This window comes from Nostoc sphaeroides (genome assembly GCF_003443655.1).
Classification (GTDB): domain Bacteria; phylum Cyanobacteriota; class Cyanobacteriia; order Cyanobacteriales; family Nostocaceae; genus Nostoc; species Nostoc sphaeroides.
The window spans coordinates 4,031,069-4,053,105 of record NZ_CP031941.1 but is presented as its reverse complement, the minus strand read 5'-3'; the positions used below and the strand labels follow the sequence as shown (position 1 = coordinate 4,053,105).

The 22,037-nt window shown below is 42.3% G+C and carries 18 protein-coding genes, 1 tRNA gene and 1 pseudogene; 10 read left to right on the top strand and 10 right to left on the bottom strand.

Annotated features, from left to right (window positions below; translation table 11 throughout):
• Window positions 1-117 precede the first annotated feature (117 nt).
• From D1367_RS18100 to D1367_RS18090, 3 genes and pseudogenes are all read left to right on the top strand, one after another.
• Window positions 118-324: a hypothetical protein gene (locus tag D1367_RS18100; protein ID WP_118167623.1), complete on the top strand. Its 207-nt coding sequence runs from the start codon at window positions 118-120 to the stop codon at window positions 322-324.
• 47 nt (window positions 325-371) lie between these two features.
• Window positions 372-739 (top strand): annotated as a pseudogene (locus tag D1367_RS18095) (hypothetical protein); the annotation flags it as partial.
• Between the two features lie 77 nt (window positions 740-816).
• Window positions 817-1,461, top strand: a complete 645-nt coding sequence (locus D1367_RS18090; protein WP_094342488.1) for a DUF3318 domain-containing protein — start codon at window positions 817-819, stop codon at window positions 1,459-1,461.
• A 214-nt stretch (window positions 1,462-1,675) separates the two neighbouring features.
• Here D1367_RS18090 and D1367_RS18085 read toward each other — a convergent pair whose 3' ends face one another.
• A complete protein-coding gene (locus tag D1367_RS18085) occupies window positions 1,676-2,473 on the bottom strand; it encodes a 7-carboxy-7-deazaguanine synthase QueE (protein ID WP_118167622.1) in 798 nt (265 codons plus the stop codon).
• 197 nt (window positions 2,474-2,670) lie between these two features.
• On the opposite strand from D1367_RS18085, the gene D1367_RS18080 reads away from it, so the two are divergent.
• Window positions 2,671-3,720: an anti-sigma factor antagonist gene (locus D1367_RS18080; protein WP_118167621.1), complete on the top strand. Its 1,050-nt coding sequence runs from the start codon at window positions 2,671-2,673 to the stop codon at window positions 3,718-3,720.
• Window positions 3,721-4,228: 508 nt separating this feature from the next.
• Here the strand turns inward: D1367_RS18080 and D1367_RS18075 are convergent.
• The 8 genes from D1367_RS18075 to D1367_RS18040 form a co-directional block, all read right to left on the bottom strand.
• Window positions 4,229-5,686 carry a YcjF family protein gene (locus tag D1367_RS18075; protein WP_118167620.1) on the bottom strand — a complete coding sequence of 486 codons (1,458 nt, stop codon included), beginning with the start codon at window positions 5,684-5,686 and terminating at the stop codon, window positions 4,229-4,231.
• 105 nt (window positions 5,687-5,791) lie between these two features.
• A tRNA-Met gene (locus D1367_RS18070) sits at window positions 5,792-5,868 on the bottom strand.
• A gap of 46 nt (window positions 5,869-5,914) precedes the next feature.
• Window positions 5,915-6,868, bottom strand: coding sequence for an asparaginase (locus D1367_RS18065; RefSeq protein WP_118171570.1), 954 nt, complete (start codon window positions 6,866-6,868; stop codon window positions 5,915-5,917).
• An 88-nt stretch (window positions 6,869-6,956) separates the two neighbouring features.
• Window positions 6,957-7,457 (bottom strand): CGLD27 family protein, encoded by a 501-nt coding sequence (locus tag D1367_RS18060; RefSeq protein WP_118167619.1) that lies wholly within the window; start codon window positions 7,455-7,457, stop codon window positions 6,957-6,959.
• Window positions 7,454-7,912 carry a ribosome silencing factor gene (rsfS, locus tag D1367_RS18055; protein WP_118167618.1) on the bottom strand — a complete coding sequence of 153 codons (459 nt, stop codon included), beginning with the start codon at window positions 7,910-7,912 and terminating at the stop codon, window positions 7,454-7,456. Before rsfS ends, D1367_RS18060 begins: the two co-directional genes overlap by 4 nt.
• Before the next feature lie 324 nt (window positions 7,913-8,236).
• Window positions 8,237-9,367 (bottom strand): HAMP domain-containing protein, encoded by a 1,131-nt coding sequence (locus D1367_RS18050; protein ID WP_118167617.1) that lies wholly within the window; start codon window positions 9,365-9,367, stop codon window positions 8,237-8,239.
• Window positions 9,368-9,395: 28 nt separating this feature from the next.
• Window positions 9,396-10,064 (bottom strand): response regulator transcription factor, encoded by a 669-nt coding sequence (locus D1367_RS18045; RefSeq protein ID WP_118167616.1) that lies wholly within the window; start codon window positions 10,062-10,064, stop codon window positions 9,396-9,398.
• 6 nt (window positions 10,065-10,070) lie between these two features.
• Window positions 10,071-11,627, bottom strand: a complete 1,557-nt coding sequence (locus D1367_RS18040) for a sensor histidine kinase (protein WP_118167615.1) — start codon at window positions 11,625-11,627, stop codon at window positions 10,071-10,073.
• A gap of 423 nt (window positions 11,628-12,050) precedes the next feature.
• Here D1367_RS18040 and D1367_RS18035 point away from each other — a divergent pair, with 423 nt between their 5' ends.
• The 6 genes from D1367_RS18035 (at window position 12,051) to D1367_RS18010 (ending at window position 20,569) form a co-directional block, all read left to right on the top strand.
• Window positions 12,051-13,328, top strand: a complete 1,278-nt coding sequence (locus tag D1367_RS18035; RefSeq protein WP_118167614.1) for a glycosyltransferase family protein — start codon at window positions 12,051-12,053, stop codon at window positions 13,326-13,328.
• A 208-nt stretch (window positions 13,329-13,536) separates the two neighbouring features.
• A complete protein-coding gene (locus D1367_RS18030) occupies window positions 13,537-14,805 on the top strand; it encodes a glycosyltransferase (protein WP_118167613.1) in 1,269 nt (422 codons plus the stop codon).
• A gap of 56 nt (window positions 14,806-14,861) precedes the next feature.
• Window positions 14,862-16,043 carry a glycosyltransferase family 4 protein gene (locus D1367_RS18025; RefSeq protein WP_118167612.1) on the top strand — a complete coding sequence of 394 codons (1,182 nt, stop codon included), beginning with the start codon at window positions 14,862-14,864 and terminating at the stop codon, window positions 16,041-16,043.
• Complete coding sequence (locus D1367_RS18020) at window positions 16,044-17,879, top strand: ABC transporter ATP-binding protein (RefSeq protein WP_118167611.1); 1,836 nt, start codon at window positions 16,044-16,046, stop codon at window positions 17,877-17,879.
• A 64-nt stretch (window positions 17,880-17,943) separates the two neighbouring features.
• The gene (locus tag D1367_RS18015; protein WP_118167610.1) at window positions 17,944-18,957 is read left to right on the top strand and encodes a phosphotransferase; all 1,014 of its coding nucleotides are present in this window, start codon (window positions 17,944-17,946) and stop codon (window positions 18,955-18,957) included.
• Between the two features lie 274 nt (window positions 18,958-19,231).
• Window positions 19,232-20,569, top strand: coding sequence for an iron uptake porin (locus D1367_RS18010; RefSeq protein ID WP_118167609.1), 1,338 nt, complete (start codon window positions 19,232-19,234; stop codon window positions 20,567-20,569).
• Between the two features lie 117 nt (window positions 20,570-20,686).
• On the opposite strand, the gene D1367_RS18005 is transcribed toward D1367_RS18010, so the two are convergent.
• Complete coding sequence (locus tag D1367_RS18005; RefSeq protein WP_118167608.1) at window positions 20,687-21,958, bottom strand: glycosyltransferase family 4 protein; 1,272 nt, start codon at window positions 21,956-21,958, stop codon at window positions 20,687-20,689.
• Between the last annotated feature and the right edge of the window lie 79 nt (window positions 21,959-22,037).

The window sequence follows — 22,037 nt, the reverse complement described above, 5'->3', positions numbered from 1 at the left end:
TCTAGCAATACATTTATTAAACCTATAAGAGAATACTAAAATTTTGGTGAGTTAGTGCTATATCCTTCACTGCCTAAGATTTGGAAAAAAGTGGTTCTCGTTTATTTAATAATCAGCATGAGTCTTTCAGAAAATATCATTCACAGCGCCGAACGATCATCTATTTTTCCTATCCTCAATGCCCAACACCTAGAGATTGGGGACTGGGGACTAGTGACTGGGATATTTTTGCTAATGCCCAATCCCCAATCCCCAATCCCCAATCCCCTTGCATACTTCTATGCGATCGCTTGTAGCCACCCCAACCTAAACAACTACCCCTAGCAGGTTAAACTAGGTCTGGTAACAACTGCTCCACGTTCGTTATCAGAATTCAAGACCACCCTCACAAGGCAGCTATTCTACAGACAATGCTTGCCTTTCCTGGGAAACCAAAATGTTGCAATGGGAGTATGACCCATCCGATGGCGAAATCCGTGCCATTATTGAGTTTCCTCTAGAAGACTCGATTCTCACAGAAAAACAATTTCACCGTTGTCTGAGTGGGTTAATTCAGATTGTGGATAGTATCGCAATACCTCGCCTGAAAGAAGTGATGGCAACAGGTTTTGATCCGGGGAATATAGAACTTGGGGAAAGACTGTTACTCAGTATCCAAGAAGAAGCCCCAGGATTGTTAGATTTGCTAGAAAAAGCAATGGAAGCGCGAAAAAAGCGAGGAAGTTTTAAGAGCGAGTGAGACGGATCATCACTTAAATCGCTATACTCCAAAGTGATACCCTCACTATATACTGAAATTTTCTGGGGCTGGATATTATGACATCCTATGCAACCTCCTCTGCCAAAGCGGAAATGAGTGAACTACGGCGGTTGAAAGGCTTATTACCGCCAGAATTACAGAGCTGGGTCACGGTTGAAGGCACAACTGAGGTCAATCCACCCCTGGTTCGTTGCGAAGAAATTGGTAAAGACCAGGTAGAAATTCAAATTGACTTGGTGAAATGGGATGCCCTCGCAATGGATCAGCGTAATCTGCTGTTCTGGCATGAAGTTGCTCGCGTTCAAAATGACACAATTCCTAAAGATGGTTGGGAAATGGCAGCACTAGCCATCGGTTTAGGTGGTGCTGTAGGCGAATTGTGGGTACAAGATGGATTGCTTCTGGTGTTAGCTTTGTCGCTTTGTGGTGTGTCAGGCTGGCGACTGTACCAAAAGAATAGTGGGGAAAAGCAACTGAGAGAATTGCTCAATGCTGATGAGAAAGCGATCGCTTTGGCAACTCGTTTTGGTTATAGCCTCCCCAATGCCTACAAGAGTCTCGGTAGCGCCTTAAAAACCCTGATTGACAATACTCCTAGTAAGCGCCAACGGTCGAAATACGAAGCAAGGCTCTCTGCCCTCAAACGCAGTGCCAATAAGGCAAAAGCTAAATCCAAAACTCCAGACGAAGGCGGGTTGTAATTTAGTTAGGAGTAGAGACGCGATTAATCGCGTCTGTACAAGAATATTGAGTAGAGACGCGATTAATCGCGTCTGTCCTCGTTCCTCCGACTGGAAATGACTACTCAGGGGGCTGCTGCCGCTAATCAGGCAGACAGCAGCCCAATAACGATTTCATACAATCTTACTTTTTTCTTGACTACATCTTTATCAAACTCAAATTTTACAAGAATTTTTACAGCTGGTTCAGCATTTTATGCGTCTGAGGGATCACACGCACATGCTTGACAAAGCCCTTCATCAAAGCTTGCCACGTCAAAACTTGATCAGGCGTAGGGGCAAGCGCAGGTATTGGGGAGAATTGTTCAGATACTGGCAAAGGCGTAACAGGTTGTAAAAATACTGAGATATCTGGACTAACCTCTGCCACCAGCGAAGCTGAACGTTCCAACTCGCCTGGATCTGTGTTTTGAGACACAATTATCTTGACAAAAACATTTAAATATGAGTCATGACATAATTGGAGAAATTTCGCATGTTCTTGCCAATGACTTTCGCCGCTAACACTGGGCAATTTCAAATCCATACCTACAGAGTCTAAGTAAGGGAGAATCATCGCTAGTTGTTCTGGGCGATGTCCGCCAGTTTCTAAGTATATAGGTAGACCAGTTATGGCTCGCACTTCGGGTAGAAACTGCATTAAAAATGGGGCATGAAGAAGTGGTTCGCCCCCAGTTAAGCTAATGCTATCGTGGAGAGAAGGTACATTTTGTCGTTCCACCCATTCAGTTAGTATGGGTAGAGAGACAGGGTTAGAGTGGATTTCAAAGTCGCGCAATCCAGGCGATCGCTCTATCCGACAACTAGCAGGTGCATTCCAAGTGTGGGCACTATCACAAAATTGACAGCGCAAATCACACAAAGCAAAACGAATAAATATCTGACGCGTCCCTACATTTAGTCCTTCCCCTTGAATGGCAGAAAAGATTTCAATCAGGCGTGCGGTAGGTGTAACCGTATTTTTAGCAATCATTTCATGAGAGCAACGCGATCGCGCTGCGTCGGCACAACAACAAGGATGTTTTTTGGCTTCTTGTTCTATTGTGAATCGTCGCTAGCGATCTCCAATCTCAGCCCCCGTAAATCGAATTAGTCCTTATTACTACTGATTCCAATATTAGGTTAGGTAATTTTCTAGGACAAAGTAATGTTTGGCAGATTACATTATACATGGCAACGAAAGTGCAGAGCTTCATGACTAGCCAACCGACAGAGGTCGATTTTCCAGTGAATTCCCTAAACGACACGGCTATAGTGCAGATGCCTAAGCGGTTGAGTGTGCTGGAGGCCTTAGGTTTTAAGCAAACCTGCCAAAGCTTAATCCAGCCCAATTCACATCCTAAGCAAATCATTATTGACTTTCACCAAACTACTTTTATGGATAGTAGTGGCTTAGGTGCGCTGGTCAGTAATTTTAAATATGCCCAGACTCAAGGGATTACATTAACACTGCGGAATGTAACACCTCAAATAATGGCAGTCCTAAAACTCACGGGATTAGATCAGGTTTTTCCCTTAGAGCTTGTAAATGATGAGCCGCTAATCAAACAGGAAGACTCAGTAGATAATCGCAAGACAACTTCCCGTAAAGTAGAACAGTTACCCACTACTCACCCTTCTGTGGCATCTTGGATGAAACGGTTGTTAGACATTGTGGGGTCTGTGGTCGGTTTATTAATTACAGGAGTTTTATTTATTCCGATTGCGATCGCTATTCAAATTAATGATCCCGGGCCCATTTTCTTTAGTCAAATCCGTTGTGGTTGGATGGGGAAACGGTTTAAGATTTGGAAATTCCGTTCTATGTGTGTGGATGCAGAAGCGAAGAAATCCCAAGTTCAAAACCAAGTACAAGGTGCTTTTTTCAAGAATGAGAATGACCCCAGAATTACCAGAATAGGGCGCTTGTTACGGCGAACTAGTCTTGATGAATTACCCCAATTTTGGAACGTCCTTAAAGGAGAAATGAGTTTAGTAGGTACTCGACCACCTACACCCGATGAAGTGGAACGCTACGAAGTACCAGAGTGGCAACGTTTAGATGTAAAACCCGGTATGACTGGCGAATGGCAAGTAAACGGGCGTTCTACAGTCCGTAGTTTTGAAGATGTAATTCGCCTAGATTTGCAGTATCAAAAAAATTGGAGTTTGGTGTACGATTTAAAGCTAATTTTCAAAACTATAGCTATTCTGTTTAATAGAAACAGTGGTGCTGTTTAGCTAATTACCCTTATTCACAATTTTTTGTTAACTCCCAATCACAATAATTGTTAAATACACCCAAGCCTAAAAAATTAGGCTTGGGTAAATTTTAGGTTTACCTACAGCTAATTTTGGATTTTAGATTTTGGATTTTAAATTTTAGATTGATCACACGGATGAATCATCTTTATTTCAATAAGAGTGTTCCAAAAAATAAATGATCCAAAACCCGTCATTGCGAGGAGGAACGACGAAGCAATCCCAGTCTTTGCGATTGCTTCGCAACTCTTGGAGACGCTGCGCGTAGCTTGCTTCCCCGGAGGGGTACGCTCGCAATGACAATTGGGCATTTTTTTACTTGGAGTACTCTAAAGATGTTTATTTAGTTTGTATCCCCAATTAAAATTGAGGCATTAAAACCAAGTTTAGATTTTGGACTTTGAATCATTCAATCCAAAATAGTTCGACTTCGCTCAGTCGAAGTCCAAAATCTAAAATCTAAAATTTGGTAATCTTCTGCATCAGATTATCCCACCGCTTTCTGAACACCAACTACTTCAACCTGCTGTGCTTCTGGCAACAAACGCTTCACGCTTTGCTTAACAAACCCCTGCAAAAAACCAATCTGCTGATTTTGCTGAAATACCTTTTGCAAAGTTTGCCGCAAATTCTCCAAATTTAAACCAGTCCCAGAATCTATCGCTATTTCCTGCTGTTGGAAATACTCAACTAGACTTAACCCTGCAACTCTAGTCAGATAAGCTGCACTTACTCCCTGCACTACGCCACCAGCAACAAAGGTAACGGCATTACTTTTCAGAACAGTACTAATAGCATTCGTAGAAAGTTCAACTAAACCCAGTTTCAGCATCAAACTTCCCATTGTTCCAGCTACGGTTTGTGCTTGTTCTACGGAAAATTTCTGTTGATAGATATTACCCAAATCCATTACCATCTGAGCATTAATTGCCGCAGTCGCTAGGATATCAAGGGCTGGGACTGGGTTAGCAAAGGCAGCAGCAGCAGCTATCCATTGATATTGTTCAATAATTGGGGTGGCGCGATCGCGTCTGGTTCCATTCAACCAGTTTTTTGCCTCAGCTTTCAACAAGCCGGCTTTTCTGATGGTTGTTACCCAAACTAGCCGTTGTCCCTGCTGTACCAAAACTTCACCCAACTGCTGTGTTAACTGCTGGATATCTGGTGCTGGTTGTTCCATCCACTCTTGCACAGAACCATCAGCTTCATGCTTTCTGACTTTGATAGGAATGGGAGAGGCCGCAGTTGCAACTACATTTCCTTGCATCCGCTGTTTTAATGACAGCAAGACGCTGGCGCTTTCATCGGCTAAATACTGGTCTTGTTTGTTCAAAACCACGATTGTGGGCTGATTTGCTGCTTTTAGCTGCTGTAAAGCTTGAAATTCTGAGTCTGTCAAATCACCGTTTGTCAAGAACAGAACAAAATCAGATTTTGCTACTTCTGCCAAAATAGCTGCATCTGAATTGTCACCCGCTTCTCTAAATAAAGGTGCTGTCTCTTGTAAAGACACTAAATTTCGTGTCTCGACATTTTCCTTTAACACTTTAATTAAAGTGCTTTTACCTACGGATTTACTGCCAGTCACAGCAACTTTAATTTCTTGTCTGTCTAACTCCAATAACAATTGGGCAACTTGTTCTCTGAGTGTCTCTAATGCTGTGTGGTTTTCTGATTCTTGTGCCAGTTGGTTAATTACAGTTTCAGTTTTAGCGATCGCACTTTCTACAGTCGCCCGATCGATTACCATACTATCTAGCTGCTGTAAACTGTCTTTTGGGCGATTTTTTTGGAATAACCACAAACCACCGCCTACAGCTAAAGCACTCAATAAACCAAACTCACCCACCTGCACTATAGAATCGTGCCAACTGTCCAACATCCATAGAGAAAAGGACAGTCCCAATCCTCCCACTAAAATTGGTCGCTGCAACTTCACAACCATGATTCTCCGCGCCTTTTAGATGGCTATTTCTTCCAGAATAGATCAAAATAAAACAAAAACCCTTCAATCTTCACCGATTGTAGGGTTTTTATTTTATCTTTTATTTGGTGGCGGGAAGTGGATTTGAACCACTGACCTTCGGGTTATGAGCCCGACGAGCTACCAGGCTGCTCTATCCCGCGTCGCTCTTGACCTTTTTATCATAACCTATAGTCAAGAGTTTGGCAACTACAAAAATGATAATTCTCCAATTACTTCTAAACGCTTGTATTTTCCTAAGGTGACAAACTTTTCACAGAGGCTTTCGGCGGCGCTGGGACTAATCCAACCCATTTGCTGGAGTAAGTGAATAGCAACGGCGTATTTTGCTCGTTTTGCCCCATCCATGACTTTGATTGCCAATCCCAAGCCTTCACCGAGTCTACCAATGCACTGCACTCCTTCGGCACCAGTTTTACTGACCAGTTCTCCTGGAGTTAAGCGCATGAGTTCGGTATCAAATTCTCCATCTCCTGCTACCATCGCGGGGTGGTGAGTCATCGCCCGGACAATGCGCTCCATATCCAAGTTGGTACTAGAGGCTAACAGTGCATACAAAGATGCCATGTGACCGAGTTGCATCAGATAAGTTGGTGCGCCACAGTCATCATGAGCGCTGATAAATTCTGCTGCTGGCATTCGCAGCAACTCTGCTACTTTGCCCAAAATCAACTGCTGTATTGGGTGCTTGCGATCCAAGTAGTTATTTAAGGGCCAATGGCGTTGCTGACAAACGGCTAACATTCCCGCATGTTTACCAGAGCAATTGTATTCCAAATTACTCCGCTTACCTTCAGGAATTGGACACTGGAGTACAGTCGGGTCAATATCAGCCCGCCAAAGGATGTTAAATACCTGTCGGACTTGATCTATTCTTCCTTTATGGGAACTTGTGATAATTGCTAAGTCGCGATCGCTGAGGTCATAGCGTTCCAGTGTACCTGTGGTGGTGACTGCGAGTGCCTGAAATGGTTTGAGCGCTGAACGGATAAATGCAGCAGTTTCAGAATTTCCGGCAACGGTTAGAACCCGTCCTCGTTCGTCGCATACAACAGCCTGGACTATATGCCTGGATTCAATAATACCTTCCCGCAGTAACCGGACTTCCAGTGCTGTGGCTTGAGTTCGTTTTCCCATTGTCATGGGTTTATATTTATTACCTTTTTTAATTAATTTAGTCATTGGTCATTGGTCATTAGTCCTTAGCTAATCACTAATGACCAATGACTCTTTAAAACAAATGCCAAACTATAGTACCAATAACGTACATTCCCGCCAACCCAGCAATGGTAAATTGTAACCGCCGCAGAATAGGTTTAATTTCGTATGCGACAATTAAGCGATCGCGGTTAAGGATTTCCTGTGGTTTTGTCCAAGTTTGACCGTCGTACCAGCCGGACTCTTCATAAAAGACTGTGGGACTGCCAAGGCGATCGCACACGTAAAACCAGCCTAAGTATAACCTTACCAGTGCCAGCACTACGCCAACACTCGCGGCGGCCGCACCACAGAGGATAAAATGTGCAATATACTTGTGAGGGGGAAAACTTGCTGCTGCCACAGGCCCTGCGACCAGCCAAGATAAACCCCAAATCCAAGCTATTTTCGTGATATACTCGCGCAAATCTAAAGTGCTATCACGAAACAGCCAGGAATTTTTTAACTCTTCGTACTCATTAAGCGGTTGTTGGTCTATGGGAACTGGGCAATTTGAAACCGAAGACCTAATCATGTTGGCTTACCCTCACCTTCATCAGATTCTGGAAGGGAAATACGCTCTGCATGAATCCAGAACGCTTCTAAATTATAAAACTCCCGTTCTTTGGGCATCATGATGTGAACGATCACATCACCGTAGTCTTGTAGTACCCAACTTCCCTCAAGTTTTCCTTCTGTCCGTATGGGACGCCTTTGCAACTCAGTTTCGACTTTTCCTTCAATTGCTTGAGCGATCGCCCTGACTTGTACCTTAGAATAGCCAGTCATCATCACAAAGTAATCAGCTAGGTAAGATACCTCTGCTACTTTGAGCAATATAATCTCACCTGCTTTCCGGTCTGATCCAGCTTCTGCGATCGTTGCAGCTAATTTTCCGCTCTCCTCTTCGGTATGGGCGTGGCTCTTTGCCACACTCTTCGTCAGTGGGACAGATTGTAATGGGAAATTTCCTTGGAAATAATCAGTCATTAAACCTCAGGTGCTTTCTTTTGAAACAATTGTTTACATTTACTTACAAATCACAAACAATTGATCTGAAAATGTGTCAATAGGTTTTTTTGAATACTAACAAAAAAACGGGTGTCTATGGGGCTAGTACCGCAAGGCGGAAGTCAAAAGTTAAAAGTCAAAAGTCAAAAAGCTTAGAATACAGGCTTTTGAACGATTTGAAATAGTTGCTTTATTTATACCGTGCTGTACAGCATTTGATAATTGGCTGCTTAGATTTCGACATTAGTAATCAGCAGTTGCGGATTAATATTTAGCATGTTTTCAGCTAAAAAGATTAATTTTTCAGGTTTTATCGCTATTATCCTCAGTTTCTCCGAGTTGAGCTTGAGTACACCGCAATTCCTCTAATGCCATTTTTAAGCTGAGATTTTTCTCATTTAACTCCCGTGTTCGTTCGCGTACTTTCTCTTCTAGTACTTGGCTGTATACTTCTAGCTGTTCGTTAGCATCATTTTGGACTGTGATGAGTTGCTGAACTTCCAAAATTAAACGATTAAGGGAAGTAGCCAAGATACCAACTTCATCATTAGTTGTTACAGGTGCTTGTAAATCAAAATTAGATTCCTCTGTAACCTGTTGGGCAACATGGGTGACTGCTTGAATAGGACGGGCAATGGCCCGACTAGTGTAAATTGCTAATAATGTGGCGATCGCGATCGATAGTGACAGGCTACCTAAAATAATATTTAGACGTAATTTTTCTGCCCTTTGCAGTTCCCAATTTGCTTGCTGATACTCCTGGGCTATGACTTCAACAAGATTGGTGATGTCATCAAGAAAATCATCAATCATAAAAATTGATGAGCTATGCATGAAATTGAAGAGTTTTGTTTGTGCTGTCCTAATTTCGTTTGGTGATAATTTACTGGGATTGTTATCGTGAAACAGAGCCTCTGTGCGCTGTAAGTAAGTATCAAAGCCTTGGTGGGCCTGCAACAAGCGGTGAACTGCTTCTTGTTCAATTACAGAATCATATAGGTTCGGGTTCTCAATGCTGTAGTTAGTTTTGAACTCAAACCAAACTTGTCTAGCTTGCTCAACATAGTTAAGTAACAAAGTATATTGTTCTTGCCATCTTTTTGGTTGATCCATGTATAAAATCAGCTTGTGTTGGTTGGTACGAACACGAAACACGCTGGTTTTCAGTTGATACATCTTATATAACTCTTCAATCGCCGCTTCTTCCCGCTTTTGCGCTTGTCGCTGGTAATGATCTGCAATCAGAAACCCAATGCTAGTTCCCAGTACAGCGATGCTCAAAATCAGTGCATATCCAATGCCAATCTTTTGACCAACCTTCAGATGACTGAACCAATATCTAGAATTGCTTGTGTTTGGACTGGAGTTAGTTGATTGCAAAGGGCTATTTAACTGGCCAAAAGCCAGTTCATCGAAGTTGTGATGCTGTTTCATATTGAACCTCAAGACTCAGCACTCAGCACTACTTTCGCAAACGATAACCCATGCCTCTAACTGTCTCAATTAGTTTGCTACCTAGTTTCTTACGGAGATAACCGACATACACATCAACAATATTAGAACCTGGGTTATAGTCGTAACCCCAAACGTAATCGAGGAGTTGTTCTCGACTGATGACTTGTTCTGGGTGGCGGCAAAACATTTCTGCCATAGCAAATTCACGGGCAGGTAGTTCTATGAGGCGATCGCCTATTTTCACCTGTCGAGTTCGCAAATTAAGCTCCATATTACCAGCTTTGAGGATAAACTCTTGGGCATCTCTGGCAGGTCTAGTACTTCGCAACCGTAACCTTACCCGCGCCAACAGTTCTTCAAATCGGAAGGGTTTGGTAACATAATCATCTGCACCCCCTTCTAGCCCAGCAACCTTGTCGTGAATATCACTTCTAGCAGAGAGGATAATCACAGGTATGTCTTCTCCCTGTCCGCGCAGTTCTTCGAGTACTTGAAATCCGTCTTTTCCAGGCAACCCTAGATCCAGAATTAATAAGTCAAAGGTTCCACTTTGGATCACATCCAGCACATACAACCCATCTGTAACGATTGTTGTTGTGAACCCTTGCGATCGCAACCCTTTTTCAATAAATGAGGCAATCCTGGGTTCATCTTCAACGATGAGAATGTTGGGCATAGACGCTTATTTATTGGGGGGATCGAGCGGTAAAACGATGGTAAACATCGAACCTGCTCCTAACTGACTACGAAGTAATACTTGACCAGAATGAGCCTCTGCGATCGCTCGGACGATAGAAAGCCCTAGCCCAGCCCCCTCTGAACGACGGCGACTTTTGGAAGATCGGGCAAAGCGTTCAAAAATTCGTTTTTGATCAACCAGTGGAATGCCTTCGCCTGTATCGCGTATCCAGAAGCGCACCTTTCCTTTGGCGATCGCTGAACCTATGGAAATAGTATCACTCTCCTTAGTATGCTGAGTAGCATTCTGGGCCAGATTTATTATGGCTTCGGTAATTCTTTGTCGGTCAACAACAATCTGACCTTTAGCTACAGAGTCTAGTTGCCAGTCCCTTTCTGCTAATGCTTGAGCTTTAACAAATAATTCTTTGGTTAAATCTGCCACATTTACTGTTGCTACCTGTAAAAAGTCGGCGCGTTCTGCTTTTGCCAGCAAAATCATATCATCAACTAAACGGCTCATCCGGTCTAGTTCTCCGATGACCAGTGCCACGGTTTCCTGTTGTTCTTGGGGATCATCTCCCATCAGTTCTAGATGTCCGCGAATAATAGTGATGGGAGTTCTCAGTTCGTGTCCAGCATCGTTGACAAATTCACGCTGGCTGGCAAAGGCTGCTTCTAATCTGTCCATCATTTCGTTGAATGTCTTCGCCAGTTCCCCCAGTTCTCCCTTACCTCGCGCAGGCAAACGCTGAGTTAAATCTGACTCACTGATGGCATGAGATGTAATGAGAATTGTCCGTAAAGGAGAGAGTATCCGCCCCGCAGCTAACCAGGTAAGGATTAACGACACCAAAAACACTAAGCTGAAAACTTCAATAATCTCAGTGACTGCTTCTAAGGCTTCTGTCCTTTCCCCAGTGCTATTGTGGGCAACAACAAAGACTCCTCGTGTTTGTCCATTAATCTTAATCGGTTCCACCATGTAAATAATATTACTAGCATCCGGGGCGGGAAATTCTTGTTCTCCCTGTTCTGGTTGGGTCTGTTTTGCCCACCGTCTCATAAGTAGTGAGTCTCTGGCTAGAAGCTTAGGGCGGGCGCTAGGACTAGATTGGTAGAATTCACCATCGAGAAAAGTGATAAAGTAGGATTCATCTTCCGGTCGCCGATACAACAAATAAGCTCTAAAAAGTTTGATTAAGTCTTCTACGGAGGCTGGAGCAGTGATTTGTTCTTCTCCAGACAGTATTGACTCGTTCAATATCTCTTCTGAGTCATCAGTGAGTCTATTCTCTGTAACCAAATTTTCGCCCTTAATCAGTGCCTTGAAAGCCATCATATTTCCTTCCATATCCTGACGAACACGCTCATCAATACGCTGGTATAGCTGATAGCGAAATGCCGGAATAGCAGTGAGAAACGTTATTCCTAAAATCAGCAAGTACCAGAGCAAAATCCGGGTGCGTGCTTCTCCAAATAGTTGCTGCCAAACTAAAAGCAACTGAGATATTTTGAAGCTAGAGATGCGATCGCAAAAACGGTTTATTACCCTGCTCATTTTTACTCATCCTCATTTAAGACGGTTTAAATTTATCAAATCCTCGGTTTCAGTCTCCAATCCTCTAGTTAATTCTTGATGAGAGAATTTTCATTATTTTCTCATGCACGGTTCATGAGAAATTGATAGTTTATAAAGTAGCTTTTAACTTTTGTTAACAAAATAATAACCTAATTTTAATTTTAGGTTTAGAAATTAATAACTTTTTAAAATGAAAAATATTAGTGTTAACGAAAAGAATAAGTAATTTATCGGAAATAAACTATGAATATTAGGAAGGACTTTATTCCATGTAATTTATAGAGCAAAGTTATGATGAATTAATCAATTTATCTCAATATTTAAAATTTAAAAAGTAGATAAAAGTGCTAACTCAATTTGCAAGTCGTCAGCCCCCGGATGAAAATTTTGTCAGGAGTACACATGAAAAAATTCGTTAAAGAAATAGCACGAACGTCGGGTAACATAACGTCTTCAGAGGTTAGTATTTTATCTAGAAATCCTCGTAAATGGCGCATTGCTTTATATTCGCATGACACAATGGGACTGGGACATAAGCGCCGTAATTTGTTGATTGCTCAAACTTTAGGATGTTCAGACTTAGAAATTGATGTTTTGCTGATTAGTGGAATACAGGATGCCAGCAATATAACAACACTACCAGGAGTTGATTGTTTGACTTTACCTGCTTTGCACAAAAATATTGATGGGCAATATCAGGCACGAAGATTGGATCTATCATTGCAGGAAATTATTACACTGCGATCGCAAGTTATTCTTACCACCATCAAAACTTTTAAACCCGATATTCTGATTGTGGATAATGTACCGCGAGGAGCGGTGAGAGAGCTAGAACCAACACTAAATTATTTACGTACCCAAGGAAAAACGCACTGCATTTTAGGTTTACGGGATGTGTTAGATGACCCTACATCTGTGCATCGAGAGTGGAAAAGAATAGCTAATGAAGAGGCGATTCAAACCTACTATGATGCAGTTTGGGTGTATGGTGATCCAGCCATCTATGACCTAGCACAGGAATATCGCTTCAATCCAAAGACTTTAGCAAAATTACGTTACACTGGCTATCTTGACCAGCGTAACCGCCTCAAATTCGTAGATATGGATAGCGTTCAGGCATTGAAATCACTTAATCTGCCATCTGAACGATTCGTGTTGTGCTTGGTGGGAGGCGGACAAGATGGAGCGCGTTTGGCAGAAACATTTGCTTGTGCTGAACTACCACCAGAGATGAACGGCATCATCTTGACGGGGCCGTTCATGCCGCCAGAGGTACAGCAACGGCTTCAGAAATATGCTGCTAAACGTTCTAATTTACGGGTGTTGAAATATTTAGCTGAACCGACGCTATTGCTGAATCAGGCTGAACGCGTCATTGCTATGGGTGGTTACAACACAACTTGCGAATTGCTGTCATTTCAAAAGCGATCGCTTATTGTACCCCGAATCAAGCCCCGTCGAGAGCAGTTGATCCGTGCCGAACGCTTAGAGGCACTTGGTTTAGTTGATATGCTGCACCCGCATCATCTGAAACCTCAAGCATTAACAGATTGGTTAATGCAAGAAGGAGAGCCGCCACAAGTCCGTAATTGTATCGATCTTGATGGACTTAGCCGCATTCCGCAATTCCTAAATGAAATACTCACGTCTGCTCATCATTCATCCCAACAAGCTTCTTGAAAGGAGATGAGGGAGCCTAAAAACAACCTTCCTAATTAGGGACTTCCAAGAAATAAATTATCCAAATAAACGAACCACTCCAGACACAGAGAACACAGAGAGAGGAGGAATAGAGAGAGTTTTCGCGTCAGTTTTGGAACATTTTTTTTATTAGGAAGTCCCTTACGCTTCTTAATTACGAATTACGAATTACGAATTACGAATTATTATGTCAGTCCGTATTGGTTACATTCTCAAACGTTATCCTCGCTATTCTGAAACCTTCGTCGTCAATGAAATTTTGGCTCATGAAGCGGCTGGTTTAGATATTGAAATTTTTGCTTTGAGGCCACCGTGTGACACTCACTTTCAAAATATTATTTCCCAGGTACGTGCTACCGTCAACTACATTCGTAAGCCAATTCAAGGTCGAATGAGTGAATCCCTTAATAGTCTTGTTCCCACAGCAGCAAGCTATTTTTGGGCAGAATTACAAGAAGCCAGTAAAGTTATTCCAGATTTTTGGTCAAAGTTGGCTTATGCTCAAGGTGAACAAGCTAGCACCGTTTACCAAGCTGCATGGCTAGCACGGGAAGCGCGACTCAAAGGAATCACCCATTTTCACGCTCACTTTGGCACTGTTGCAACCAGTGTAGCTCGGTTAGCATCTCACTTCACGGGCATTCCGTACACCTTCACCGCTCATGCTAAAGATATCTTTCATGAAAGTGTTGAATTGGAAGATATGCAGCGCAAGCTTAAAGATGCTGCCACTGTGGTAACTGTCAGTGACTATAACCTCAATTATTTGCAAAAAACTTATGGTGCAGCCGCAAAGCGAGTTCAACGTATCTACAATGGCTTAGATTTACGACAATTACAATATTCTTCCCCGGCTGATCGTCCCCCATTGATTATTTCAGTCAGTCGATTAATTGAGAAGAAAGGGCTATCTATATTGATAGATGCTTGTGCGATTTTGAAGCGAATAAATTGTGATTTCCAATGTCAAATTGTGGGTACTGGAGCATTAGAAGCTGTATTGCAGCAAAAAATCCAAGATTTAGGACTGCAATCTACTGTGGAAATTGTCGGGCCACGTCCCCAAAATGATGTATTTAAATTGGTGCAGCAAGCTGCTGTGTTTGCCGCTCCATATATTATCGGACAAGATGGCAACCGAGATGGTTTGCCGACAGTTTTACTAGAAGCAATGGCATTGGGAACGCCCTGTATAAGTACAGATGTGACTGGAATTCCCGAATTAGTGCGCGATCGCCAGACTGGATTAATTGTCCCACAACATGATGCCGAACAATTAGCGATCGCACTTCAACAACTCCTTACTAATCCAGCCTTGCGAGTTAAATTGTCAAACCAAGCCAGACAATTAATTGAATCTGAGTTTGACATTCATTGCAATAGTGCAGAATTACGAGCAATATTCGATGCGGCTGAACCTATGACGTTAAAAGAATTCGTAATTCGTAATTCGTAATTAAAGAATGTTTGCGAATAACTAATTATTTAAAAGTAGTTCAGGAGGTGTAAAGCGTGCGAATTGCTTATGTTTGTGCCGATCCAGGAATTCCTGTATTTGGGCAAAAAGGATGCTCTATTCATGTCCAAGAAGTAATTCGAGCATTGCAACGGCAAAATATCCAAGTTGAATTGTTTGCTACTCGTATTGGTGGAAAGCCACCCGCAGATTTAACTAATATTTCAGTTCATCACCTTCCAGCCATCCCAAAACTGGAACGCGCTGTGCGAGAGCAAGTTGCCTTATCGATTAATCCTGATTTGCGTTTGGATTTGCAGAGGTTTGGCCCATTTGACTTAATTTATGAGCGTTACTCGCTTTGGAGTTATGGCGCAATGGAATTTGCTCAAGCAATGGGAATTCCCGGATTATTAGAAGTCAATTCACCTCTGATTGCAGAACAGGCAAAACATCGCGGCTTGATTAATTACCACAGCGCCCAACAGGTTGCCAATCGGGTTTTTCAAGCGGCTACTGCACTTATTGCTGTTTCATCTGAAGTGAAAAATTATTTAATGAATTATGTCAAAAGTAGCAAAATTCATGTTATTCCAAATGGTGTAAATCCTGATCGCTTCTCTGCTTTTAATCGTGCATTTTCAACGGAAACAGAAACCTTTACAGTGGGATTTGTCGGCACATTAAAACCGTGGCATGGATTGCCAATTCTCACAGCAGCTTTTGCTCAACTGCATCAACAAGTTCCCAATGCCAAACTTTTGATTGTTGGCGATGGCCCGGAACGGGAAAATCTCGAAGCCGAATTATTGGCACGAGGATTACACTCTCATACTAAATTCACCGGAGCGGTGAATCCTGATGAAATTCCGAAATTATTAGCAGCAATGGATGTTGCTGTTGCGCCTTATGCGGCTGAATCCGATTTTTACTTCTCACCGTTGAAAGTTTATGAATATATGGCGGCTGGTTTGCCAGTAGTTGTTAGTGGTATTGGGCAATTACTTGAGCTAATTGACACAGGGGTGAATGGGATTCTTTGCCCACCAGGTGATGCGATCGCCTTAGCAGAGGCATTAGAAAAATTGTGGCGATCGCCTCATTTGCGCCATTCTTTGGGACAAGCGGCGCGGAAAACGGTTATAGAACATCATACTTGGGAGGCGATCGCGCAACGGATTTTGCATATAGCTGGATTAAATACTCCACCTCAATTCCAAGTAGAGGTAAGAGGATAAATGGGACGTTCAAAGCCACAGAAAAAAGCTATTCCCGGTTTATGGGGAGTACTACGTTATTTCTGGCCTTACATTCAAAAACAGTATGGACTACTTTTGATTTCTGCGATCGCTTTGGTTGCGGATGTCGGACTACGGGTGCTGGAACCGTGGCCCCTAAAGTTTGTCTTTGATTACGTTTTAATTCGAGGCGATCAACCTACCAATATTCCATTCATTAATCGCTTAGAGCCAGTTACATTACTGACAGTTTCAGCAGTTACAGTCCTTGTGATTACAGGGTTACGCGCACTTGCCGCCTATTGGAGTACTGTCGGACTAGCAACAGTAGGTAGCCGAGTCATGACTGAGGTGCGTAATCATCTGTATTGTCATCTTCAAGATTTGTCTTTGTCTTACCATACCAAAGCTCGTAGCGGCGATTTAATTATTCGTGTGAGTAGCGATGCTAGCCGTCTGCAAGAAATTATGATCACGGCAGCATTACCATTGGTGGTGAGCATTCTGACGCTGTTTGGCATGATTAGCGTGATGCTTTGGATAAATCGCAGCCTCACCCTACTTGCACTGCTCACTTTACCGTTGTTTGCATTAGTCACAAATCGGCTGAGTCAGCGAATTCGAGAGTCTTCATTAAAGCAACGCAAACAAGAAGGGGCTGTGGCGGCGACGGCGGCTGAGTCAATTGCTGCGATTAAATTAGTCAAAGCCCTCTCCCTACAAGATGCCTTTGCGCGAGTTTTTTCTCAACAAAATCAGCGTAGCCTGAAGGAAAGCGTCAAAACCCAACGTCTTGCGGCTCATCTCGAACGAACCGTTGATGCTGTAATTGCACTAGGAACAGCACTTGTTCTATGGTACGGCTCCTGGCTGGCATTGCAAAATGCTCTGACACCGGGTGATGTGCTGGTGTTTCTCACCTATCTCAAAAATGCCTTTAAGCCTGTTCAGAACTTTGCTAAGTACACCGGAAGACTTGCTAAAGCTGCTGCTTCTGGTGAGCGAATTTTAGATATATTATCACAGCAACCTGATGTCCGAGATTTGCCGGATGCGATACCGGCTCCAATTTTCCGAGGTGAGGTTTGTTTTGATCATGTTCACTTCGCCTATGAACCAGGACAAGTTCTGCTGGAAGATATCAATTTAACCATTCAACCAGGGCAACAAGTAGCGATCGTTGGTACATCCGGCGGTGGTAAATCTACCTTAGTAAGTCTATTATTACGACTTTATGACCCGACAATGGGTAAAGTCATGATTGATGGGCGAGATATCCGCGAGTACACACTGGAATCATTACGCCCACAAATTAGTGTAGTTTTGCAAGACAGCCTCTTATTTGCCGCTACCATTCGAGAAAACATTGCCTACGGTATTGCCGGCGTGTCGGATGCAGAAATTGAAGCAGCCACTCGTCTAGCTAATGCTGATGATTTCATCCAAGCTTTACCCCAAGGATACAACACACTTGTGGGAGAACGAGGCGCAACCCTTTCAGGTGGACAACGCCAACGAATTGCGATCGCCCGCGCTGCTATTCGTCAAGCTCCAATTTTGATTTTAGATGAACCCACAACTGGGCTAGATCAAGGCAACGAGAAAGCGATCGTTGATGCTCTACAACGGCTCTCGCAAAACCGCACCACCTTCTTAATTACTCACGATCTGTATCTTGCAACTCGTGCAGATATAATTCTTTACATTGAAAATGGGCAGGTGCTAGAACAAGGCACTCATCAGGAATTAATGCAACAGAATGGTCGCTATGCGGCATTGTATCAAATGCAAACCGCAATCCGAACTGAGGAAAAGTCAAATCCTTTGATGACATAACCCAATTATGGCGCTGCATATTGTCCAGAGAGAATAAAAATTTTTAGATTTACACCCAATAAATATGACTGTTTTCGTTAGCGATCGCTTCAACAGTGTAACTGATCTCAAAATGCCATTTTTGTCAGCCGCTTTTGATCCATTGGAAGTACAACAACGATTCACTCAGTACTTGCCAATTTTTCAAAATGCTCAACTGCAAAAAATCGAAGTCATTCGCCACAAACCAGGGCGGCGTTGTTTGATTGAATATGAATTGCTCAATAATCACGGGCAAACCATTACCCTAATTGGCAAAATCCGAGCTAAAGGAACAGACTTTAATAGTTATGAATTACAAAAATCCTTGTGGCAAAAAGGATTTGCAGATGATAGTGCTGATGGAATTTCAGTACCGCAACCTGTAGGAATAATTCCCGAATGGCAGATGTGGTTGCAGCGAAAAGTTCAAGGAGCGATCGCTACTCAATTCTTAACTCAAACCAACACCATTTTCCTAGCAAAACTAATTGCTGAAGTTGCCCATAAACTTCACCAAACTAACATTCCTCCTCGCCGTTCTCATACCATGTCAGACGAACTGCGAATCTTGAATGAAAGAATTCCATTAGTGATACAACAATATCCAGAATTGAAAAAACGCTTAGAACAAATATTAGCAGCATCTAATCATTTAGGAGAAAATACTCCAGAACTAAAAAACTGTGGTATCCATCGAGATTTTTATCCCGATCAAGTGATTATTAATGGTTCTCGTTTGTATCTTATCGACCTTGATTTATATTGTGAAGGTAATCCGGCCATTGATATCGGTAACTTCATTGGTCATATTAAAGAATACAGCCTTCGCATCCTGGGCAATTCAGAAGCATTAAGCGATTGGGAAACTGCCCTAACTGAAAGATTTCTCCAACTTACAAGCGACAAATTCAATACTGCAATTCAATCCTACGTCACCTTAACACTAGTGCGACATATTCACATCAGCACACAATTCTTAGAACGTCGTCCTTTTACAGAAGCATTATTAAATTTATGTGAACAACGTTTACATATAGCAGTCCTAAATCATTTGTGAAAATTATATCTCTCTTTCTTCTTTCTTCCCTTTGCGTCCTTGGCGTTCTTGGCGGTTCGTTTCTTTATCTATATTTTTCACGACTCATTTAGGATTGCTATATTAGAAATACATTATGATTTCAACTCTTAGTTTCTGCATAAACAACATTCTATAACAATCCTAAATCATTCCTAAAAATCTCTCCTTATTCTCTCTGCGTTCTCTGCGCCTCTGCGGTTCGTCTTGATATTCAAATTCCTATATTCTACGTGCTAATTTTCAGGAGAAAGCATTGTTAGCTTCAAGTTATTGGCGAAAATTTCGCTTAATTAGTTTAATTCTCTCATGCAATTTGAGTAGCATAACTCCAGCTATTGCAACATCCATTCCCGACAAACCTAATAACTTCAGTGAATATAATACTGATAATCATGCATTAAGTAAAATCACATCAGTTTCTGAATTATCGGCAGAATTAAAACCCCTTGAAAAACAAGTTACTTCATTAGAAACCAACATCGCTGCATTAGAAACGCAACAGTTTTCCCCCCATGTTGAGCTTGAGGCGGAAGTCATCTTTGCTGTGACTGGATTCGCTGGTGAAAAGAGAGCCAACAGCAGTAAACCAATAAATGAAAATTTAGTATTGAGCGATCGCGTCCGTCTGAGCTTCGTAAGTAGTTTTACTGGAAAAGATAAATTAGAAGTGCGCTTACAAGCAAGGAACACACCAGCATTAGAAGATGTAACTGGAACTCAAATGACAAATTTGGGATTTGATGGTGACGATGACAATGAGGTGGAAGTAGATGAGCTAGAGTACAGATTTCCGCTAGGTAAAGAAACCCGCATGACTTTGTACGGGTTGGGAGGAGGATTAGGCGACTTTGTTCCTAGTGTCAATCCTCTTTTTAGCGGTAGTGGAGACGGATCGATTTCTACATTTGGACGAGAAAATCCCATTCGCCGCCAAGGTAGTGGCGCAGGTATCGGTATTTCTCATAATTTGAATAAAGTTTTGAATTTGTCATTAGGATATATCAGCAGCAATGCAGCTAATTCAGAGAAGGGGATTTTTGCTAGCCCTTACGGAGCGATCGCTCAATTAACCCTCGAACCCACTAAAACAACAGAACTCAGTTTTACCTATATTCACTCTCATAATAACTTGAAGACGGGAACTGGAAGCGAATTAACCAGCGATCCATTTAATGATCAGGCAGATGCGATCGTTGCTAATTCATTTGGTGCAGAAGCTGCTTGGCAACTTAGTCCAGTTATTACTCTCGGTGGTAGAGTTGGTTTTATTCATGCAAAAGCAGAAGATTTACCAGCAAATCCAAATGCGTCCATTTTCACATGGGCAGTGCTACTAGCTCTCAGAGATATCGGACGAAAAGGCAGCTTTGCGGGATTTACAGTGGGTCAACCTCCCAAAGTGACTCATAATAGTTTCGGTGATGACTTCAAAGATCAGGATACGTCTTTACATCTGGAAGCCTTTTACCATTTACAAGTCACGGATAATCTGGCAATAACTCCGGGACTGTTTGTGATTACAAGTCCAGAACATAATGATAGTAATGGTAGCATTTATGTTGGTACTGTTCGGACAACATTTACTTACTAAGTACAGCCCACCGTCAACAGGGTACGAAAATCACGCTGCAACAGCTAGAGCAACTGGAGCAGAACCGTTGGGATTTTGAGTTTAGCACTTTGTGTAATTTAACCTCACTGCTGTAGATTAAACTTCTTGTTTAGTGACTCTTGTGGACTGAATTGCCCCACGTTCTGCCGTCAATGAGTAACACAACGACTCATACTGATTTAAAGCTTGTTCAAAAGCATAGTTTTCAACGGCATATTTGCGACTTTTATAACCTAAAGTTTTGACTTTTTCGGGGTTTTGATACAAATCTAAAATTGCCATAGCTAAAGTTTGGGGATCTTCTGGAGGCACGATAACTCCGCCGCCACTTTGTCTGATAGCTTTTGCTGCCGTACCATTATCGGGAACAGAAGCAACCAAAGCTCGTCCACTGGCAAGTAGCACTTGAATTTTTGACGGCATATTGAAGGATACAACATTTTTCTTTTGCACCACTAAACCAACATCAGCAGCTGCTAACATTTGTGGCAAAGATTTCCGGGGTTGAAATGGCAGTAGCAAAACATTATCTGCGCCGCAGTCTAGACATTCCTGTTGCAATCGCTGTAACCCTTTTGCCTCTCCAACGATGACAAAAACAATATCTGGGATATGGCGTAACACAGAAGCAGCTTTGACAACGCTTTCTAAGCCTTGGGTTAGGGCAATGTTGCCAGAATAAAGTACTACAAATTTGCCATTCAGGTTATGTGTGGCGCGGAAGGGGTTATTTTCTTTAGGCAAAGGGCGGATAAAATTGACATCAACCCAGTTGGGAATTTGCACAATTTTGTCAGATTCTACGCCCTTAGATCGCAAATTTTCCACAAACCCATCGGCGATGACGCTAATTTTACTGGAAGTGTGGTAAGCAAATTTTTCTAACTCTGTAAATAACTTTATAAGCAATTTATTTTTCAGTAGACCGACATGAACGGCTGCTTCTGGTAATATATCTTGTAGATTTAAGATCACAGGGCAAGCACGTAACCATCCTAAAAGAGCAACTGGTACACAGCTTGGCAAGGATGGCGATGTTGAGAGAATAACATCTGGACGCCAACCAATGAGGGCGGGCACAAAACTAGTGACAACGAAACTAGCATCTAGTAAGACTCGATCTAATAGGTTGGGTTGGGGACGAATCCAAACGTAACTGCGTTGAATTTGAACGCCATTTTTATATTCGTTTAGATACCACTTGCCCCGATATTCTTGGTAAATTTGACGCTCAGGGTAGTTGGGCATAGCGGTGACTACGCGCACTTGATGCCCACGCTTTACTAGTCCCTCTGCTAATTCAGTCATCAATGGGGCAATACCAATTGGCTCTGGATAGTAATTGTAGGAGTAAATTAAAATTCGCATAAAAATTAGTCCGAAGTACCCCGGTTTTTTATTTAATGACAAATATTCGTCTTAAACATGATTTGGAGTTTTCAAACTC